General features: G+C 57.9%; 17 protein-coding genes. 8 read left to right on the top strand and 9 right to left on the bottom strand.

All coding sequences use genetic code 11. The features are described 5' to 3' along the window. Positions 1–13: 13 nt before the first annotated feature. Positions 14–1,747, bottom strand: coding sequence for a potassium/proton antiporter (locus USF70_RS08745; protein ID WP_087822767.1), 1,734 nt, complete (start codon positions 1,745–1,747; stop codon positions 14–16). Between the two features lie 97 nt (positions 1,748–1,844). After that, positions 1,845–2,759, bottom strand: a complete 915-nt coding sequence (gene ldcA / locus USF70_RS08740) for a muramoyltetrapeptide carboxypeptidase (RefSeq protein ID WP_320735547.1) — start codon at positions 2,757–2,759, stop codon at positions 1,845–1,847. Positions 2,760–2,866: 107 nt separating this feature from the next. Between ldcA and emtA the strand changes: the two genes are divergently transcribed. Continuing rightward, positions 2,867–3,478 (top strand): membrane-bound lytic murein transglycosylase EmtA, encoded by a 612-nt coding sequence (gene emtA / locus USF70_RS08735; protein ID WP_023312175.1) that lies wholly within the window; start codon positions 2,867–2,869, stop codon positions 3,476–3,478. Between the two features lie 37 nt (positions 3,479–3,515). Here the strand turns inward: emtA and ycgR are convergent, their stop codons facing one another. Further along, positions 3,516–4,247 (bottom strand): flagellar brake protein YcgR, encoded by a 732-nt coding sequence (ycgR, locus tag USF70_RS08730; RefSeq protein ID WP_023312174.1) that lies wholly within the window; start codon positions 4,245–4,247, stop codon positions 3,516–3,518. 208 nt (positions 4,248–4,455) lie between these two features. On the opposite strand from ycgR, the gene USF70_RS08725 reads away from it, so the two are divergent. Next, a complete protein-coding gene (locus USF70_RS08725) occupies positions 4,456–4,710 on the top strand; it encodes a GlsB/YeaQ/YmgE family stress response membrane protein (protein ID WP_320735546.1) in 255 nt (84 codons plus the stop codon). A 113-nt stretch (positions 4,711–4,823) separates the two neighbouring features. Then, positions 4,824–6,926: a TonB-dependent siderophore receptor gene (locus tag USF70_RS08720; RefSeq protein WP_320735545.1), complete on the top strand. Its 2,103-nt coding sequence runs from the start codon at positions 4,824–4,826 to the stop codon at positions 6,924–6,926. Between the two features lie 492 nt (positions 6,927–7,418). Here USF70_RS08720 and USF70_RS08715 read toward each other — a convergent pair whose 3' ends face one another. Continuing rightward, positions 7,419–9,104 (bottom strand): alpha,alpha-trehalase, encoded by a 1,686-nt coding sequence (locus USF70_RS08715; RefSeq protein WP_058841376.1) that lies wholly within the window; start codon positions 9,102–9,104, stop codon positions 7,419–7,421. A gap of 102 nt (positions 9,105–9,206) precedes the next feature. Next, positions 9,207–10,163 carry an AraC family transcriptional regulator gene (locus USF70_RS08710; protein WP_143346847.1) on the bottom strand — a complete coding sequence of 319 codons (957 nt, stop codon included), beginning with the start codon at positions 10,161–10,163 and terminating at the stop codon, positions 9,207–9,209. Positions 10,164–10,278: 115 nt separating this feature from the next. Between USF70_RS08710 and USF70_RS08705 the strand changes: the two genes are divergently transcribed. Further along, the gene (locus tag USF70_RS08705; RefSeq protein WP_047647475.1) at positions 10,279–11,466 is read left to right on the top strand and encodes an MFS transporter; all 1,188 of its coding nucleotides are present in this window, start codon (positions 10,279–10,281) and stop codon (positions 11,464–11,466) included. Positions 11,467–11,513: 47 nt separating this feature from the next. Here the strand turns inward: USF70_RS08705 and gap are convergent, their stop codons facing one another. Both gap and USF70_RS08695 read right to left on the bottom strand, forming a co-directional pair. Continuing rightward, the gene (gap, locus tag USF70_RS08700; RefSeq protein WP_048980942.1) at positions 11,514–12,524 is read right to left on the bottom strand and encodes a type I glyceraldehyde-3-phosphate dehydrogenase; all 1,011 of its coding nucleotides are present in this window, start codon (positions 12,522–12,524) and stop codon (positions 11,514–11,516) included. Positions 12,525–12,602: 78 nt separating this feature from the next. Continuing rightward, the gene (locus USF70_RS08695; protein WP_320735544.1) at positions 12,603–13,583 is read right to left on the bottom strand and encodes a GlxA family transcriptional regulator; all 981 of its coding nucleotides are present in this window, start codon (positions 13,581–13,583) and stop codon (positions 12,603–12,605) included. Positions 13,584–13,732: 149 nt separating this feature from the next. Between USF70_RS08695 and USF70_RS08690 the strand changes: the two genes are divergently transcribed. Then, positions 13,733–14,704 carry a fatty acid desaturase gene (locus USF70_RS08690; protein WP_320735543.1) on the top strand — a complete coding sequence of 324 codons (972 nt, stop codon included), beginning with the start codon at positions 13,733–13,735 and terminating at the stop codon, positions 14,702–14,704. Then, entirely contained in the window at positions 14,697–15,455 is a 759-nt protein-coding gene (locus USF70_RS08685; RefSeq protein ID WP_320735542.1) for a phosphate/phosphite/phosphonate ABC transporter substrate-binding protein, read from the top strand. Before USF70_RS08690 ends, USF70_RS08685 begins: the two co-directional genes overlap by 8 nt. Here the strand turns inward: USF70_RS08685 and USF70_RS08680 are convergent. After that, positions 15,434–16,330 carry a LysR family transcriptional regulator gene (locus tag USF70_RS08680; protein ID WP_069302981.1) on the bottom strand — a complete coding sequence of 299 codons (897 nt, stop codon included), beginning with the start codon at positions 16,328–16,330 and terminating at the stop codon, positions 15,434–15,436. The two genes, USF70_RS08685 and USF70_RS08680, sit on opposite strands and share 22 nt — an antisense overlap. Before the next feature lie 22 nt (positions 16,331–16,352). After that, positions 16,353–18,641 (bottom strand): FdhF/YdeP family oxidoreductase, encoded by a 2,289-nt coding sequence (locus tag USF70_RS08675; RefSeq protein WP_320735541.1) that lies wholly within the window; start codon positions 18,639–18,641, stop codon positions 16,353–16,355. 1,001 nt (positions 18,642–19,642) lie between these two features. Here USF70_RS08675 and USF70_RS08670 point away from each other — a divergent pair. Together USF70_RS08670 and tssJ are read left to right on the top strand one after the other, a co-directional pair. Then, complete coding sequence (locus USF70_RS08670; RefSeq protein WP_033145802.1) at positions 19,643–20,137, top strand: hypothetical protein; 495 nt, start codon at positions 19,643–19,645, stop codon at positions 20,135–20,137. Positions 20,138–20,160: 23 nt separating this feature from the next. After that, positions 20,161–20,664, top strand: coding sequence for a type VI secretion system lipoprotein TssJ (gene tssJ, locus USF70_RS08665; protein WP_047652274.1), 504 nt, complete (start codon positions 20,161–20,163; stop codon positions 20,662–20,664). Positions 20,665–20,680 lie beyond the last annotated feature (16 nt).

Here is a 20,680-nt window from a genome sequence, read left to right as displayed (position 1 = left end):
GGCAAAAAAACAACTACTCGGTTTCCTCTTCCATCGGTCTTAAACCGACTTTCCGCACCGCGTTATCTTCTTTTTCGGCAACGGTCCAGATCATCCCGGCAAACTCTACCTGATCCCCCACGACCGGGGCAGCGCCAAGCCGCTGCTGGATGATTTCGCCCAGCGTTTGCGGGTTATCACCGTCTTCAGCACCTTCATCCAGGCCGTAAATCAGCGCCACATCCGCAAATTTGGCGCTGGCTTCCAGAATAAAATCGCCGAAGAAGCGCTGGTCCAGGGCCACCGGAGGCGACTGGCTGAACAGCTTGCCCAGCGCGGGCAGGTCGCGCTCGCGACCAATCACGCAGAGAATATCCCCCTCGCGCAGGCGGGTGCTGCCGGTAGGGTGCAGCAGGACATTATCGCGGAACAGGGCGGCAATGCGCGTTTCGGTCGGCATGTGCAGATCGCGCAGCGAGGCCCCCACGCACCATTTGTCGGCGCTCAGCTGATAGACAAACTGTTCCCACGGGTTCTCCGGATGAATATCGAGCCCCACGCGGGAGACCGGCCAGCCCACGGGCGGGACCACCACTTTGGCTTTTTTCGCCGCCCACCCGAGCGAGGTTCCCTGGAACAGCAGGGAAATCAGCACCACGAAGAACGCCACGTTAAAGAACAGCCGCGCGTTATCCAGACCGGCCATCATCGGGAACACCGCAAGGATAATCGGCACCGCGCCGCGCAGGCCTACCCAGCTGATAAAGACCCGCTCGCGCAGGTTGAAGCCGCGAAACGGCAGCAGGCCTGCAAATACCGACAGCGGACGGGCGAAGAAGATCATCCACGCGGACAGCAGCAGCGCCGGAACGGCGATCGGCAGCAGGTCCGATGGCGTAACCAGCAGGCCGAGCACCAGGAACATGCCGATTTGCGCCAGCCACGCCAGGCCGTCAAAGTTCTGCAAAATGGCATGGCGGTTGCGAATAGGGCGGTTGCCCATCAGGAACCCGCAGAGATAGACGGCGAGAATGCCGCTGCCGTCCAGCGCCGTGGTGACGGCAAAAATGAGAATGCCGCCGCTCAGCGCCAGCAGTGGGTAAAGCCCCGCGGGAAGCGATATACGGTTGATCGTCTGCTGTAGCAGATAGCCCCCCGCCAGTCCGATAACAATCCCCAGGCCGAACTGCTGCAGGATATGTAACGCAAACATCCAGCTCAGCCCGCTTTCATGCTGCTGAATCATCTCGATAAGCGTAATGGTGAGAAATACCGCCATCGGATCGTTACTGCCGGATTCAATCTCAAGCGTGGAGCCGACACGTTCGTTAAGCCCTTTACCGCCGAGCAGGGAAAACACCGCTGCCGCATCGGTTGAGCCCACGATGGCGCCAATCAGCAAACCTTCCATGATATTGAGATGGAAAAGCCACGCGGCCATCATCCCGGTGAGGCCAGAGGTAATCAACACGCCGACCGTGGCGAGCGACAGCGCAGGCCCTAAGGCCACGCGGAAGGAGCTCGCCTGGGTACGCATCCCGCCGTCCAGCAGGATCACAGCCAGCGCGAGGTTACTCACCATATAGGCGAAGGGGTAGTTATCGAATGGGATACCGCCAATGCCATCAATGCCGGCCAGCATGCCGATGGCGAGGAAAATGACAAGAATAGGTATGCCGAGACGCGATGAAAATGAACTTAATAAAATACTGCTGGTTACAAGGACGGAACCCAAAATGAAAAGGCTGATTATCGCTGCGGCATCCAATGTTCTCTTACTCCCACCTCAATGTTAACGCTGTTACTAAAACCCTAACATATTAACAACGGCAACAGCGTTTTATTAAGGGGGTATAACGGCTTTTTTATGCCTTTATGACAGGATGGCCGCTGATGGTCAGCCGAGTGCCGGAATCGTTGTGGATCAGGGAGGCATGCGCCCCCAGCGCCAGGGTGACGGTTTGCTGCTCATGGCCGAAATCCAGACCGGTGATGACCGGAATATCCAGCCGCGAGCGAACGAAGTCGACCATGGTCTCCAGGGAGTAACCCGCGTCATAGTCATTCGGAGCAGAGCCGCTGAAGCTGCCCAGCACAATCGCGGACTGGCGTTCAAGAATACCGGCATGATAAAGCTGCAATAGCATGCGCTCGACGCGGAACGGATGTTCGTTGATATCTTCCAGCACCAGAATGCCGTCCTCGATTTGCGGCATCCACGGCGTGCCGATGAGCGAGACCAGCATCGCCAGATTGCCGCCCCAGAGCTGGCCTTCACATTCCCAGTGCGGCCCATTGCCTTGCCACTCCACGCTGTAGGTAGAATTGCGCAGCGCGCGCCAGAAATGTTCCACGGTAAACGCATCCAGCTCCGGTGCGCCGAAGTTACCGGCCAGCATCGGACCGCTGAAGGTGATGACGTTATGCAGGGCCAGCAGCCCAAGCTGGATGACGGTGAAATCGCTGTGGCCGCAGATTAGCAGCGGATTCTGCTGCTGGCGCAGCGCCAGCCCCTGCCAGTCAATGCTCTCCAGCAGCCGGCTCGCGCCATATCCGCCGCGCACCGCAAGCACAACCCGGTTTTCGCCCGTCAGGTTCACCAGACTATTGATATCATTCAGCCTCTGCCCTTCGGTACCGGCAAAACGCTGCTGGCGGCGGGGGATAATCGTCTGATTTTCTACCTGATGGCCAGATTCCAGCAAACGCTGAACGCCCCGCTGCGCCGCGTCCTGGTTAATGCAGTAGCCCGACGGCGCGATGAGATGAAACTGAGACATGGCAATTCCTTGCTGAATGAGAAACTAATTGTCTATATCATGCCGCTTATACGCTGCCTGCTTCAAGAGGCGGCGCACCGCGATGACCGGCTATAAGGATAGATGACGTGAAATTGAGATGGTTTGCTTTTTTGATTGTGTTGCTTGCTGGCTGTAGTTCAAAACATGATTATCAAAATCCGCCCTGGAACCCGGAAGTGCCGGTGAAACGGGCCATGCAGTGGATGCCGATCAGTGAGCAAGCCGGGAAGGCCTGGGGCGTCAGCCCGCGTCTCATCACGGCGATCATTGCGGTGGAGTCAGGCGGTAATCCCACGCTTGTCAGCAAGTCCAACGCGGTGGGGCTGATGCAGCTTAAAGCGTCAACGGCGGGGAGAGAGGTTTATCGCTACATGGGCTGGAGCGGCCAGCCGTCGACCAGCGAGCTGAAAAACCCGGAACGTAACATTTCAATGGGCACGGCCTACCTGAGCATCATGGAGCATGGCGTGCTGAAGGGGATTAAGGATCCAGAGGTGATGCAGTACGCGCTGGTGGTGTCTTACGTTAACGGTGCCGGCGCGTTGCTCAGAACCTTCTCCTCTGACCGCAAAGAGGCGATAGAAGAGATTAACGACATGGACAAAGACGAATTCTTTGAACATGTGGCGAAAAATCACCCGGCACCACAGGCGCCTCGTTATATCTGGAAAGTACAGAAAGCGATGGATGCCATGTAATACCGCAGACGGGCGGCGGTCACGCTGCCCGATTTCTTCACAGAACCTTATTTGCGCGTTCCCGCGCCTCTCGCTCCAGGGAATAGATAATACGCTGAAGCTCACGCTCCGCGCCGGGCCCGACGTTGAGGAAACGGAAGCTCAGACGCGGCGTGGTAATGGTTTCATTTTTGCTGTCCACGACGGTGCGGTCGCTGATGGCAATCAGCTGTGCATCGAAATAAAAGCGACCCCAGCCCCCCATATCCAGTTCGATTTGCGTAAACCGCATGCCCTCTACCAGCCCGTCCGGTTTCGGCGTATCCATCAGCGCGCCCATGCCGCCCAGCGACAGATCGAAGAGGCGGAAGCGGATCTCTTTTTTGTCCGGCATTTTGGCCTTACAAAAATAGGCGGGATGGAGCGGGGCGCTGATGCGGAAATATTCACGACGCTGAACAAACCAGAGATTGGTCGGAAGCGGGGTAACAAAAGCCGGCAGTCCCTGGTATTCGCTCAGTTCCAGCCGCGACAGGACAAACTCCACTTTGGCGCCCTGCGTTTCGGCCATCACCGCGATATTCTCCGCTTTCAGCGCCGCGCGGTTTTCATACTCCTGACTGCCTAAATCAATCACCAGCCGATCCTGCGAGGCGTCAAGGATCTTGCTGATGAACTGATTATTCGACCAGCTGATGCGCAGCGGCACTTCACCTTTTTGCAGGTCGCGTAATACCCCTAATACAGCCAGCGGATTTTGCTTGAGGAACTGCTCACTGTAATGACTCACGCCGGATGGCTCCTTGATTGATGACAGACTGTCTTAGCGTTATCGGCAATCTGCAATGAAACTTAATACAAACCGGTGAGTTTTTTTTGCCTGTTTAACCAAAGATAAGTCGGTGAGATGAAAATGGTTTTCCGGCGATGACCTATACTTAAGTTAGCTGTGCAGAAGGTTTTCTGCGCACGCGTTAAACCTGCAAGAGGGCATCGCTATGGGTATCATCGCCTGGATTATCTTTGGTCTTATTGCTGGCGCTATCGCTAAACTGATCATGCCGGGAAACGATGGCGGCGGCTTTATTCTGACCTGTGTACTCGGGGTCGTTGGTGCGGTTGTGGGCGGCTGGCTGGCGACGATGTTTGGCTTTGGAGGCAACATAAATGGTTTCGACCTGCACAGTTTTCTGGTCGCTGTCGTGGGTGCCATTGTGGTGCTGGGCATATTCAGGTTACTGCGACGAGCATAAATTGACGTAAACGGCTCTCTGCGGAGGGCCGTTTTTTTTGCCTGAGTATTGATTTGTTAATCTAAATGATAATAATTGTCGTTCCGTATTGCATCTAACAACAAGACGACATTATGAATACCTCACGTTTTACGCTTTGCGCTCTGGCAGGGGCCGTCACGCTGGCATTGCAGGTCCCGGCGTTCGCCGAAGAATCCACCATCGTCGTCACAGGTTCAGAGCAGGGCAGCGCGCTGCCGGCCTGGACGAACAGCGCCACGAAATCGGCCGTTGCCGAAAGTAAAACGCCGCAGGTCATCACGACCCTCACTGCGCCGGAAATTGAAAAGCGTCACGCGAATTCGGTGAATGAAATCCTGCGCTATGCCCCGGGCGTCTCAACCGAGGTGCGGGGGAATACCTCCTACATGAGCGAATATAAAATTCGTGGCTTTACCGTTGACCAGGAGTTCTACAACGGGCTGCAGCTGCCCTATAACGTCACCGGCAATACCAAAGCGCGCATCGATCCGCTGCTGATCGACAGCGTTGATATCCTGAAAGGCCCCTCATCGGTCCTTTACGGCGGCGGTTCGCCGGGCGGGCTGGTGAATATTCAAAGTAAAAAACCGCAGCGGGAAGCCCGGACCGAAATCGGCGTTAACACCGGAAACCGTAATCTGAAAGAGGGATACCTCGATTCAACCGGGCAGATTGCCGACAGCGACTGGAACTACCGTCTGCTGGGCAAAGCGACGGAAAACGACGATCAGCCGCACACCACCCGGTATGAAAACTACCTGGTTGCTCCATCCGTCACCTGGCAGCCGGACAGCAAAACCCGCCTCACCCTGGACGCGCTGGCGCAAAACACCCCGAGCCTGACACCGTCTAACCCGCTGCCGCTCGCCTACCTGCACTCGAAATATGCGGGCAAGCGCGATTATGCCGGAGACGAATGGAGCGGGTTTAAGCAGCGTCAGTGGATGCTGGGCTACAGCTTTGAACATGAATTTGACAGCGGCTGGGGCTTTAATCAGAAAGCGCGCTATTTCGATGTCGATACCCACCAGCGCAGCGTCTACGCGACAGGGACGGGAAGCGAGGCGTATCAGCTCAACCGCTTTGCCTACACCACCGATGAAGACCTTAAGAGCTTCAACATCGACAACCAGGTGACCAAAACCGTTGCCCTTGGCGACTGGAAACACCACCTGCTGGCCGGGTTTGACTATCAGAAGCTGAACTCCCATTTCCATTATCGCTACGCGTCGGCGACGCCGGGCATCGATATGCGGCATCCTGACTATTCGCAGATCCAGGAAAGCGCGCTGGGGCTCTATACCGCCCAGAAAAACCGTCTCAGCTACCAGCAGAACGGCTATTACTTACAGGATCAGGTAGAGTTTGGCGGCCTCAACCTGCTGGGCAGCCTGCGCTACGACGATTACCGCTCCGTTACCACCAACTACCTGCAAAACGGTGATAAAGCCTGGGTATCGCAGGATCGCGTCACCAAACGCCTGGGCGCGCTTTACGCCTTCGATAACGGGATTTCGCCGTTTATCAGCTATTCAGAAGGTTTCGCGCCGGTGTCACCGCAGGGTACGCTCGTGGCGAAAGACGTCAAACCGACTACCAGCAAACAGGTGGAAGGCGGGGTGAAATATTTGCTGGCCGACTACGCCACCACCTTTACCGCTTCGGTGTTTAACATCCGGCAGAAAAATGTCGTCACCTCCGATCCGGGCTTCCTGAACTATCGTCAGACCGGGGAAGTGGAATCCAAAGGGGCAGAGCTCTCCGCCATCAGCCGTCCGACGGACAACCTGACGCTGATTGCCAACTATGCGTACACCCACGCGATCAACCGGGAAGATGACAAGTACAAAGGCAAACGTCCAACGCAGGTACCGGAGAATGCCTTCAACCTCTGGGGGGATTACACCTTTGACAACACGCCGCTGAAAGGACTGATGCTGGGGGCTGGCGCACGCTACACCGGGCCGATGGAAATCTCTCCGGCAAACGATGCGGGTAAGCTGGGGGGCACCACGCAGTACGATCTGGCGGCTTCCTACCGGATGGGCGAAATCCTGCCCTCGCTGGCAGGGCTAACGCTCAAAGCCAGCGCGCAGAATATCACTAATAAAGAGACGCTGACCTGCTACGACGCGACCAACTGCTGGATTGGGCGTGACAGGACGTATCAGCTAGGGGCGAGTTATAGTTTCTAAGGAACCAGGGAAACCCTGTCAAAAATGCGCAATCGGACTGCCCCCTCTCCCTTGAGGGAGAGGGCTGGGGTGAGGGGGAACATACGGCTGTGGTGGTCATTCCGTTCACTTTATGTTCCTTGCTACTCTGTAACGATGTGACCGGTGAACGTGCCAGGGTGGCTCAGTCGCCGCCACCCTGGCAACCCGGGCTCCCGGCGGTAAATCGCCGCTTCGCGGTGCCCTCGGCGTATTCCTTCCGGCTTATCGGGGACGGGCGGAGGTAACATCCCTGTAAAGCCCGCCCTCTCGGCGCATCCATGCGCCTCGCCCCGGCCGGAAGGAAATGCCTCAGCGATTTACAGCCGGACCATGGCATTGCTGAAAGCGTTCAGGCGTTCTGAAACAACGTTATTGCTTCTGCTCAAAACTTACTGGCTAACCTTCTCCCGGAGGATTAGAGCCAGCACGCGCAGGCCGGGTAAGGCGTAGCCGCCACCCGGCAATACTCCCTTACTGCGCCGCAGCTTTCACCGGCGCAGCCTCCTCATTCGCCGCAGGCTGATTCTCCGGCACGCTGTCGCACGGTTTTGCTTTCGGACAGACCCGATCCAGCATTTTCAGCGTCACGCCGTTGCTCCAGCCGAAGCCGTCCTGCAGCGGATACTCGCCGCCGCCGCCGCCCGTACCGGTTGTCGACACGTCATACTTCTCGACCAGTTTCTTTTCCCTGTCGTAAGTATGCTGAACGTTCTTCAGGAAGCGCCAGGTCACGTCCATCGAGACCTTCTCCTGTCCGTAATTCTGCAGCCCTTCCGCCGCCACCCACTGCAGCGGGGCCCAGCCGTTTGGCGCATCCCACTGCTGGCCGCTATTGACGGTGGTGGTCGCAATACCGCCCGGCTTCAACAGGCGCGACGAGGTTGCCGCGGCGACTTTATCGGCCCGGTCCTGCGCCGCCGCCTTCACGTAAAGCGGGAACAGGGCTGCCGCCGTGAGCTGATTGCGTACCTTCTTGCTTTTCAGATCGTAATCCGCGTACCAGCCCTCTTTATCATTCCACAGGTGGCTCTCGATGGCTTTCTGACGCGCCGTTGCCAGCGCCTCGTATTTACTTGCGCTGGCGGCGTCGCCACTCTCCTGGCTTGCCCGCGCCAGCAGTTTTTCCATCTTGAACATCAGGGCGTTCAGGTCCACGGGGACAATGCTGGTGGTCCGGATGGTGCCGAGCTTTTGCGGATCGTCCATCCAGCGCGAGCTAAAGTCCCAGCCCGAGGCCGCAGCGGAACGCAAATCACGGTAGATCTCGGTCGCAGGCCGGTTAGGGTTACTTTTGGCGGTATTCACGTCGTCAAGCCAGGACTCCGGGCGCGGGGTATCGCGGTCGTCCCAGTAGCGGTTGAGGATAGCGCCGTCGTCCAGCTTCACCACGCGTTTGTTAGCCTGCCCCGGCTGAAGGGCGTCGACGCCGTCCATCCAGTAGGCATACTCTTTCTCCATCTGCGGGCGGTACTTCTTCAGCGCATCGCTGTCGTGGGTCGCCAGCAGTTCAACCATCATTGAGAAAAACGGCGGCTGGGAGCGGCTCAGGTAATAGCTGCGGTTGCCGTTGGGAATGTGGCCGAAGGTGTCAATCTCATACGCAAAGTTATCCACCATGTCGCTGATTTTGTCCCAGTGTTCGCTCTCCGCCAGGCCCAGCATGGTGAAATAGCTGTCCCAGTAGTAGACCTCGCGGAAACGGCCGCCGGGCACAACGTAAGGTTTGGGTAACGGCAGAAGGGAATCCCATTTGTTGCTGGCTTTATCCGTGGTGCGCGTCAGCACGGGCCAGAGATCGTCGATGTGCTCACGTAAACTTTGTCCAGCAGGCGGAACATATTTTTCCCCTTCCGCAGGGAGCGTAAAGTTCATCTCGACAAAGTGGCGTAAGTCAAAGCTGGACTGCGCGTGCTGCATCCGGTAATCCGCCAGAATCATCAGCGGGTCGCTTTTGGGGACGGCATCAGCAAAGGTTTTCTGATCGGGAAACAGTTTGGCGCTTTGCACATCGTTAAACAGAGGGCCCAGCAAAATATCGGGTGAGGTTGTCTGGGCTGCGGGGCTATCATCGGCATAACCGCAAGTCGTGACGCCGAGCAGCGCGCCTCCTAACGCAAGGGGCAAGAACGCGGGGCGTAGTGTACGAGGTCTTATCATCAGTTCGTCTCCTGTCTTCACTAAACAGCGTGACCGCTGTTGTCAATCACCTGAAAACCTTAGACGAATATTGCCCGCTTCGCGTTAATAATTGCCTGCCCGTCAGACCTCTTCCGGCGTCTGGCTGGCTTCCCGCAGCGTGCCCGGCGCATGTCCTATGATGCGCTTAAATGCCCGGCTAAATGCCGCCAGAGAGCCGTACCCCAGCCGCAGCGCGACGGTTTCAATCGGCTGATTTTCGTGGCGAATGTACTGGATGGCCAGCCGCATCCTCAGCTCGCTGAGATATTTTGCCGGGGTGGTTCCCGTCGCGGCCAGAAACCGTTCGGCGAACACGGAACGGGACGTGCCCGCTTCTTTTGCCAGATCCGCCACGCTCCAGTTCAGGCCGGGCTGCTGGTGCATGGCGTAAATGGCCCGGCTCAGGCGCGGGTCGCGCAGAACCTGCACCCAGCCGGTGGCTTTACCACAGCCGCCATCAACCCAGCCGCGCACGATTAACGCCGCCACCACGTCGGCCAGACGCGCAAGGATCCCGGCGTATCCGGCCTGACGCGACACGGACTCCCGCTCCATCGCCGCCAGCAGCGGGTGGATCTCCGGCCAGGTGGACATCAGCCGGCTGACCATCATCACTTCCGGCATTGCCTTGATCAGCGGCTGCATCCCGCCCAGCTCAAAATCCATGCATCCGCTAAAGATGATGGTGTTCTCGCTTTCCGGGCAGGGCTCGCAGGTGATGGCACACACCGAGCTGCAGATGGGCTCGCTGGGAAAGGCATTGATGGGCGTAATGGTTGCCCGCTCGTCAGAGAGCAGGGCATGGGAATTACCGCAAGGAATAAAAAGGGCATCGCCGCTGCTCAGTTCGAACGTCGCACCGCTTTCCATTCGCAGCAGGGCGCTACCGTGGCTCACAAAATGAAACTGCGCCCTACCGGGCGCCTGATGGAACGCGACGCCAAACGGCGCGCTGGCCTGGATCCGCCGGTATTTCACACCTGACAGACGCATGCCGCGTAAAAGTTCGCTGATCAGATCGGGTGACTGTACGGTCATGGCGCAACTCCGGACGAATAATCAATAAGTGGAGATTATATGTCATAGATCGTCCAGGGTGAACCTTCTATGCTTTTGCGACAGTTGTCACATTTTTATAACGGGAGAAAAACAGATGAATTCATGTGTCGCGGCGAGCGAGGCTGTAGCGCCTGCAAAACCCGCCTGGCGGGCCGTCTATTCACTGGGGCTGGGGGTGTTTGGTTTGATTACGGCAGAATTTCTGCCCGCCAGTCTGTTAACGCCGATGGCCGCGAGCCTGGGCGTGAGTGAAGGAATGGCCGGACAGGCCGTCACCGCCACCGCGCTGGTGGCGCTGGTGACCGGACTGCTGATTACGCCGGCGACCAAAAGCATCGACCGCCGCTGGGTGCTAATGTTTTTCTCGGTCCTGCAAATTATCTCCAGCCTGCTGGTGGCCTTTGCACCGACGCTGCACGTGTTGCTGATGGGACGCCTGCTGCTGGGTATCGCCATCGGGGGATTCTGGGCGATGTCGACGGCGACCACGATGCGTCTGGTTCCGGCAGATAAAGTGCCGAAGGCGCTGGCGGTGATCTTCTCCAGTGTATCGATAGCCACGGTGGTCGCGGCGCCGCTCGGCAGCTATCTGGGCAGCCTGATCGGCTGGCGCAACGTCTTTGTGCTCTGCATTCTGCCGAGCATGCTGGCGCTGCTGTGGCAGCTCTGGGTCCTGCCGTCCATGAAGCCGGAGAGCAGCGGCAGCCTGAGTACGCTGTTCCGCGTGCTGCGTCGTCCGGGGATGATCGGCGGCATGCTGGCGACCATCCTGATTTTCAGCGGCCATTTCGCCTTCTTTACCTACCTGCGCCCGTTCCTGGAAACGGTGGGGCAGGCGAGCGTGGAGACCATTTCGCTGATCCTGCTGGGCTTTGGGCTGGCCAACTTTGTCGGCACCTCCGTTGCCGGGCATCTGCTGGCACGCAATCTGCGCCTGACGCTGGCGCTGGTGCCGTTCGCGATGGGCGTTCTCGCGCTCACCATGGTGGCGTTTGGTCATCTGGCGATGCTGGACGGGTTCCTGGTCGCGCTGTGGGGCTTTGCATTTGGTCTGGTTCCGGTGGGCTGGTCAACCTGGCTTGCCACAACCGTTCCGGATGAAGCCGAAAGTGCAGGCGGGCTGCTGGTGGCCTCAATTCAGCTGGCAATAAGTGCCGGTGCGGCCGGGGGCGGTGCGGTATTTGACCTCAACGGCGCCAGCGGTGTATTCGCGGGCAGCGGTCTTTTGCTGGTAACGGCGATGGTGATTGTGTTTATGGGAGTAAAGGTGAAGGCGGAGTGAATTATTTGCCGGGTGAGCGCATGCGCCACCCGGCATCACGGTAAGACTTACAGCCCTTTCTTATCCATCCACACCGCCAGATCCACCAGACGGTTTGAGAAGCCCCACTCGTTGTCGTACCACGCCAGGATCTTCACCATGTTCCCGCCAATCACCAGCGTGGAAAGCCCGTCGATAATCGAGGAGCGTGGGTCGCCCTGGTAATCGCTGGAGACCAGCGGTTCATCGCTATAGCCCAGAATGCCTTTCAGAGGCCCGCTGGCGGCCGCGTTGCGGAACGCGTCATTCACCTCTTCGGCGGTTACGTTACGGCTGAGCGTTACCGTTAAATCCACAATCGACACCACCGGCACCGGCACGCGCAGGGAGTACCCGGTCAGTTTGCCGTCCAGGGAGGGGATCACTTTCCCCAGCGCTTTTGCCGCGCCGCTGGAGTAAGGCACAATCGACAGCGCCGCCGCGCGCGCGCCGCGCAGATCTTTCTCCGGCTGATCGTGCAGCGCCTGGCTGTTGGTGTAGGCGTGCGTGGTATTCATCAGGCCATGCTCAATCCCGAACTGCTGATGCAGAACCTGAGCGGCCGGTGCCAGACCGTTCGTGGTGCAGCTCCCGTTACTCACCACCGCGTGACGGGCGGGATCGTACTGCTCGTGATTAACCCCCATCACAATCGTCAGGTCGTCGTTCTTCCCGGGGGCGGAAATGATGACGCGCTTAGCGCCGCCGTGGGTAATATGCACCGCCGCTTTTTCCCGCTCGGTAAAGAAACCGGTGGCCTCAATCACCACGTCAACGCCGACGTCACGCCACGGGATATTCGCCGGATCGCGTTCGCTAAATACGGCGATCCGCTGCCCGTCTACCTGCAGCGCGCCGTCTGCCGCTTCAACCGGGGCGGGAAGCTTGCCCAGAAGGGAATCATGTTTCAGCAGGTGGGCGAGAGTTTTACTGTCCGTCAGATCGTTAATGGCCACAATCTGCAGATCCGGGTTACCCAGCGCCGCGCGCAGGAAATTACGTCCGATACGGCCGAAACCGTTAATACCGACCTTAACCATGGTGCACTCCTTATCTCTGTTGTCTAGAGTCACTGTAGGCGTCGGGCCGGTTGGCGTAAACGACAAAAAAGGATCAGATTACGCCATCTTGCGGCAGTGGAAGCGCTGGCGGTACTCGCCGGGCGTGAGGTGAAGCTGTTTCTCAAAGATGCGGCGCAGGTTAATGCTGGTGCCAAACCCGCTTTGCTCGGCAACGCGCTCAAGGGAGTCATGGGTCTGTTCAAGCAGCTGGCGGGCCGCGGCCAGACGCGCTTCGGTCACGTAGCGGGCCGGAGAAACTCCCGCGTCGCGGGTAAACACGCGGGTGAAATTACGCGGGCTCATTGCCGCTTTCTCGGCCAGATTTTCCACGCACAGGTCGGCGGTGAGGTTTTGCAGGATCCAGGTTTGCAGTTCGCTTATCGGGCCCGATGTGCCGGGCTGCTGCAGGCTGTAACGGCTGAACTGCAGCTGGCCGCCGGGACGGCGCAGATACATCACCATGTCCTGCGCCACGTCGCGGGCGAGGGTAAATCCGTAATCGTCTTCCACCAGCGCCAGGGTCAGATCGAACCCGGAACTCACGCCGCCGGAGGTCCAGATGGGGCCATCCTGAATATACAGTGGACCGCCTTCGACGTGGATAGCGGGATACTGGGCTTGCATCGTCTCCAGCAGCCGCCAGTGGGTGGTCGCGCGGCGACCGTCCAGCAGGCCGGTCTGGGCCAGCAGTATCGCGCCGCCGCAGATGGAGGCTACCCGCCGGGCGTGCGGCGCAGCGAGGTGCAACCAGTCCACCACCGCCGTGCTCTCCAGCTCGTTCATGCCGCGTCCGGTGATGATAATGGTGTCCAGCGGTTCACGCGGATCCAGCTCCGGCAGGCGATAGTCCGCCAGCAGATTCAGGCCGGACTGGCCGTGGATCACCTGGTGAGGCTGGGTGGTGGCGATGATAATCCGGTAGCGGGGCTGCGCAAGACCTTCCGGATGCAGCCGGTTGGCCTGCATCAGAATGTCGGCGATACCGGCGGCTTCAAACAGCATGCCGCCGTCGGGAACAATAATCAGGATCTTCTTCATGTCCTGAAAAGTACCTTTATCACAGAATAAGTCAAGCAGCGCGTGCGCCCCACGTTTCTGGCAAAGCAATGCGATTTAAGTTGTTTGTTATTTCAGGCGTTATCCCCGATCGTCAAAGAATTATCTCTGGCGAAACGGCGTCTGAAGGAATGAGTCAACGAAGCTCCCTCTATTTACATCCGCAACAACGCGAACAAATCCGCCATCTTGCATCGGGTTTTTTATGGCGCAGCGAACTGCCCACGTGGCTGTTGATTATCACGATTTATGCAGGCTGGTTTGCCACGCTGGCGTTCTGGCAAACGCTCGGCCTGCTGCCCGCCACGTTGCTGCTGATCGGGTTTACCGCCTGGTACATGTCCCTGCAGCATGAGCTGATCCACGGGCACCCCACGCGTTTTGCCTGGCTCAACCAGCTGTTTGGCACGCTCCCGCTGGCGGTCTGGTATCCGTATGGCCTGTACCGGGACTCCCATCTTGCCCATCATCGGCACCATAGCCTGACCCATCCGGTGGATGACCCGGAGTCGTACTATTTTACCGACGAGAGCTGGGCGCGCTTTTCCCCCTGGCAGAAACGTACAATTCGGGCGCGGAATACCTTCGCCGGGCGGCTGGTGCTGGCCCCGCTGCTGGATATCCTTCAGACGCTGGGCACCGCCGTGGCGGCATTTCGTCACCTTCACCTGCGGGCGATGGCGATGTGGCTGGTTCACGTTTTGCTGCTGGTGGCGCTCTTCGCCTGGATGACGCGTACCGGTTTTTCACCCGTCTGGTTTGTACTGGCCGTCAGCTATCCGGCGCTGGCGCTGACCAAGGTCCGATCGTTTTTCGAACATCGCGCGGCGGACGACCCGCTGGCGCGCTCCGTCATTAACGAGGCCGGGTTATTCTGGCGGGTACTGTTTTTGAATCTCAACTACCATTCAGTGCATCACGATCTGCCGGGCGTTCCCTGGTACGGGCTGAAAGCGATCTACCAGCAAAACCGGGAGGCGTACCAGCAGCGAAACCACGGTTTTCTCGTCAGGGGCTATGGTGAATGGCTGCGTCAGTTCTGGGCCAGGCCCGTCGACGTCACCGTTCATCCCGCAAAACAACAAGGGGAAGGGTATGAGTAACCTGCTGGCGTTTCCCATGTATGCCGTGGATCGCGCCGATACCCGCGCGCTCTGGCTGGCGGTAAAGGGGCTGCTGGCCGCGCGCGGTGTGACCGTCGATCGTGACCCCGGCTGGCCGGAGTCCGATCTGCTGAGGCACTGGCAACAGCCTGCGCTTATCCTCAGCCAGACCTGCGGTTATCCGCTGGTCACGCAGCTCCCGGACGTGCAGGTGGTCGGCTGTTTTCACTACGCGGCGCCGGGCTGCGAAGGGATCCAGTACCGCAGCTTTCTGGCGGTGCGCGAGGAGGATCGGCACCTGACGCTGGCGGGTTTTCGCGGACGTCGGGCGGTCTGTAATTCCCCGGATTCCCAGTCCGGCTACAATGCGCTGCGAAAAATAGTGGCTCCCCTTGCGAACGACGGTCCCTTTTTCGCGCAAACGTCCTTCAGCGGCAGCCATCGCCAGTCGCTGATTGATGTGAAACGCGGGGCGGGGGATATTGCGGCCATCGACTGCGTGACCTGGGCACTGCTGCAGCGCCATGAGCCGGAACGCCTTGCGGGACTGGCGGTCATTGGCCGCACCCCGCTGACGCCGGGACTGCCGCTGATCACCTCGCATGACACCTCGCCTGAAACGCTTAACGCCATTCGCGATGCGCTTCACGAGCTGGTGGATGCGCCGGAATACCGGGAGGTGCGCGACGCGGTGCTGATCGGCGGTTTTAGCGTGGTGACGCGGGAGGCCTACGCCTCATTGACCGCGTGATAAATCTCCTGCGCGTCGGTAAAACAGCGCAGCGCCAGCGAGGAGACGGGCTTCTGCCTGCGCATAATCAGGCCGACGGGAGCCTCAATGTTCGCGTCGGCGATGGGGACAATCCTGAAGTTGCCGTTCAGTGCCTCCAGCCCGTTGTTCAGCGGCATGACGGCGCAGCACACGCCGCTCTGAACCGCCTGAATGATCTGAAACGTTGAGTCGCTTTCGAAAACGGACGTGGGTTCGATGCCTGCAGATTTAAAGCTGGCCTCCATATGCGCCCGGTAGTGCATCCCTTTAGTCAGGAACCCCAGCGGAAAATCCGTCAGGTCGTGCCACGTCAGCGCTGCCTGGCCGAGCTTGAAATGGCGAGTGTCGTGCAGCAGGCCCATCTTCGTTTTTGGCAGCTGGATAATGTCAAACAGGCTGGTGTCGATGCTGTTGAGGTAGCAAATTCCCAGCTCAAGCTGATTGCGGCTGACGCCGTCGGCAATCTGCGCTGAGGACATGGAATAGAGGCTGTAGGTCAGCTCCGGGTATTTTTGGGTTAGCTGGCGAATAAAGATCATCGGATCCACGCTCGCCAGCGGCACCATCCCCAGACGTAATTCGCCCACCACCTGGCCTTTGCACAGCGCGGCTTCCGCCTGTAACCCGTCGTGCGCGGCAAGCAGGGCGCGGGCCCACGCGAGGATGCGTTCACCCTCCGGCGTAAACCCTTCAAAGCGCTGCCCGCGCACGATCAGCACCAGCCCCAGCTCCTCTTCCAGGCTGCGGATGCGCATGGAGAGGGTCGGCTGGGTGACGTTGCACTGCGAGGCCGCTTTACCAAAGTGCCGGGTCTCGTCGAGTGCGATTAAATATTTTAACTGTTTAATATCCATCATTATCTCTGCGCGAGCAGCCTTACAGCATGCGGATCTCTTTCGAGCGCAGGGTGATGCGAACCGGAACGGATTTATACGACGGCGTACCGCTGTCCTTATCCAGATAATCAAGCGGTACCAGCACGTTGGCCTCCGGGTAATAGGCGCCGACGGTGCCCGGCGCGATGCTGTACGCCACCACGGTAATGTCCTTCAAACGCTGGACGCTGCCGGGGAGGGCGGTTTCGATATCCACGCGGTCGCCGTGTTCCAGGCCTGACTGCGCCATATCGTCTTCGTTCATAAACAGCACGTCGCGGCGGCCAAACACGCCGCGGTAGCGGTCGTCCAGCGCGTAAATGGTGGTGTTGTACTGGTCGTGGCTGCGCAGCGTGATTAACCGCAGAACGTGCTCACCTTCGCCGCTGGCGTTCTCGTGAACGCCGTCGAACACCGAGAACATCGCTTTTCCCGTCGCCGTTGGCCAGATGCGTTGCGTCGGCGGCAGCGGCATGCGGAAGCCCCCGGGAACGCGGATCCGCGCGTTGTAATTCTCAAAGCCCGGAATGGTCTGCTCGATCAGATCGCGGATCCGGTCGTAATCTTCTACCAGCGTCAGCCAGTCAACGCGGGTTTCCGGCAGCGTGGCTTTCGCCATGCCGGCGACGATAGCGGGTTCCGAACGGAGCAACGGTGAGGCGGGCTTCAGCTTGCCGGACGAGGCGTGCACCATCGACATGGAGTCTTCGACGGTAATGGACTGACGGCCGGTGGCCTGGAGATCCAGCTCGGTGCGGCCGAGACACGGAAAGATAAAGGTCTCTTTGCCCACCAGCAGATGGGTACGGTTGAGCTTGGTCCCGACGTGCACGCTCAAATCCAGGTTACCCATCGCCGGAAAACCCCGCTCGTGATCGGGCATCGCGACGGCAAAATTACCCCCGAGGCAGATGAGCGCCTTCGCGCGGCCGTCGATCATCGCCCGCGTGGCCTGCACCGCATCGTGTCCGTGGTGAGACGGCGGCTCAAAGCCGAAAACGTCCTTCAGACGGTTCAGGAAGGCCGGGGTAGGCTTCTCGCTGATCCCGACGGTGCGGTTCCCCTGAACGTTAGAGTGGCCGCGCAGGGGGCAGATTCCCGCGCCGGGCTTGCCGATATTTCCGCGCAGCAGCAGCAGGTCTGCAATCAGGCGGACGTTCGCCGTACCTTTATTGTGCTGGGTAATACCCATTCCGTAGGTAATGATGGTGGCATTTGATTTCGCATAGGCGTCGGCCACCTTTTTGAGCGCCGCCCGGTTCAGGCCCGACTCGCGCTCGATCTCGTCCCAGCGGGTTTGCGCGATATCGGCGGCGAAGTCCTCACTGCCCTGGGTGTGTTCGGCAATAAACGCATGGTCGAGCACGTCACCGCGTTCGGCCTCCATTTCCAGCAGATGTTTGGCAATCCCTTTCAGCGCGGCGGCATCGCCCCCGGCCTTCACCTGGAAATAGGTCGAGGCGATATCCGTTGAGCCGTAGGTCGCCATTTCAATCACGCTTTGCGGGTCGGCGAAGCGTTCGAGGGCGCGCTCGCGCAGCGGGTTAAAGACGATAATCGGCACGTTGCGCCGTGCCAGCTCGTGGAGAGTCCCCATCATTCGCGGATGGTTGGTGCCGGGGTTGTGGCCGATGGAGATCACCAGCTCGGTCTTATCGAAGTCGTCCAGCGAGACGGTGCCTTTCCCGATGCCAATCGAACGCGGCAAACCGACGCTGGTGGCCTCGTGGCACATATTCGAGCAGTCGGGGAAGTTATTGGTGCCGTATTCGCGAGCGAACAGCTGGAACAGATACGCCGCTTCGTTAGAGGCGCGTCCGGAGGTATAGAACTCGACCTGGTCCGGTTCGAGCCCGCGCAATACTGCGCCGATGCGGTGAAACGCCTCTTCCCAGTCGACGGGCCGGAAGGTATCGCTTGCCCGGTCATAGCGCAGGGGATGCGTCAGTCGACCGTAGCCTTCCAGTTCAAAGTCCGATTTTGCCAGCAGCGAGGAGACGCTGTTTTCGGCCAGAAACGCGGGGGTAACGCGTTTGCTGGTCGCTTCCCAGGTCACGGCTTTTGCGCCGTTCTCGCAGAACTGGAACGTCGACTTGTGTTCTTTATCCGGCCACGCGCAGCCCGGGCAGTCGAAACCGTCAGGCTGGTTGGTGCGCAGCAGCGTGGCGGGAGCGTCCAGGGCATCCATTTGGGTACGTACCGCGATGGCCGTCGCTTTTAACGCGCCCCAGCCTCCGGCAGGACCGTCATAGTGTCTGATACCCGGCACCGAGCGTCTTTTCTTATTCATACCCACTCCTGATTTCTTCGGTCACACAACGTCTGAACCCATAAAAACGCTGCAAAGGACAATAAGTGAAAGCAATGACGACCGGATGGCTATGCGCATGCGGTGTAGAAAAATGCTTTATCTTAAATTCGTTTTATTACAGCGATTTATCAGATCTGATGCTTAAATATTTAAAGAAATTATAACGAAATTTTATCATTTTAATAATAAATCTTATCTATCACACGGTAGGCAAGATAGATGGGGCGAGCAGGAGAGGATGTAGCAACAATAAAATTTCGAATGAAGGCTGCGGGCGGCAGCAATAAACACGGGTCGCAGCTGGCGGGCTATTGCGAGCATTTTTGGCGGGGATAATGTCAGGATGGTTAACTCAGGCTTAATGATTAAAGGATAAAATTCAGGCCTGGTTGGGTAATTGTCGCAACGCGAAATATAAAGTTATTTTGAGGCGTAAAATTAACGTCGTGCAACATAAGTGAAATAGTCACATTCACGTTAACGCGTGCATTCAATATTAAAGTTACCCTGATAGTGCAACAAATAATTCATCTTTCATATATTCTGCTGACCTCACCAATACGCGAATTCTACTAATTATGGTAGTGGCGATAATAGCCGCATTGCGTTAATGAAAGTGGTTCTCTTTTGTGTTTTTTGTATATAAAACAAATGATTGCAATGTTGTGTGGCTAAGAAATAAAAGGGCGTAGGTCATATCGGGTTTTTTCATAGGATTAATCCTATAATTTTCCGACTGCTTCATTTACCAACAGTTACGTACCGGTAAATATTGAATTGAGACGAAGCTCATGTAAACTTGTTTACCGTTTGTCAAAATATGTCAGGAAGACACTGGGCCTTATTCTGAAGGGCTCGTGCGGTAGCTATGCCCTTAAAATAGTAACGCCCCGAAAATATCCTGGCTATTTTAACAATAGCACCTAAGTCAAACTTCACTCCCTTATCTTCATCATCGAAATATCGCTACGGAAAAGCATATGAAAATGCGCGTACTGTTTTCACTTCTGTTTGTAATGGCGGTGGCGGGCTGTAAAGCGCCGCAGAAACCTGTGATCAACGACGATACGATCGAGACCAGCCAGGTCAACGGCGTGACCTTAACCCACCGTCACGCTGTGACGCCGCCGGCGGAGTTCAACCCGGTCAACGAACCGTATCGCGCCATGTATCCAGCCTCCCTGATGAGCCGTCCTGACTTCGGCGGCAAAGTTATCCGCACTCTCGACACCGGAAAAACGTACGTGGTGCTGGGTCAGGTTGAACATTACTGGATGGCGCTTGCCGATGAAGGCAACGATCAGCTGATTGGTTACGTCCCGATGCGCGCCGTGATCAAGGCCGACCTGTACGACGCCGCCGTGCGTAAACAGGCCATTCGTCCGAAGGCGCGTAAAAAAGCGACCTGTGTCGACGTCGATGGCAACAGCAAAGCCTGCAAAGACAGCGCTAACGGTACCTGGATCCTGAACTAAACGGCTTGCATGAGCGCATTTTTATGAATAATAAAAATTTTCATAAGCTGTGGTTATTCTTTTACGCGGTGATTTTCGCCCTGGTCAGTGGTTGTACGTCGTCTTCACACAGCGACCCCTCCCGCTACAATCTGCAGTTTCAGGCTCATCCACAAATCAACGAATCTGCGCCGCTTAAGGTCCGGGTGTTGTTGCTGAAATCCGATGCGGATTTCATGTCCAGCGACTTCTACTCCCTGCAGAACAACGCGTCAGCCACGCTTGGCGCGAATCTGCTGAACAGCGACGTGTTCTTCCTGATGCCGGGACAGCTGTCCAAAACCCTCAGCGGGCAAAGCTCTCCGGAGGCCCGCTACATCGGCGTGATGGCGGAGTATCAGGTGCTGGATGGCAAAAAATGGCGCGTTTCACTCCCTCTGCCTGTGCCTGGCGAAAATCATATCTACCAGTTCTGGAAATGGTCCGCGGATGAACTTCAGGCCAACGTTTTTCTCGACGTGAACGGCATTCGGGTCATCAGCCAGTAACGCGCTTCAACACAGG

The organism is Enterobacter sp. 237C8, assembly GCF_034106865.1.
Taxonomy (GTDB): domain Bacteria; phylum Pseudomonadota; class Gammaproteobacteria; order Enterobacterales; family Enterobacteriaceae; genus Enterobacter; species Enterobacter asburiae_B.
Note: the sequence above shows the minus strand (reverse complement) of the source record. Positions and strands in the feature narration are given on the sequence as shown.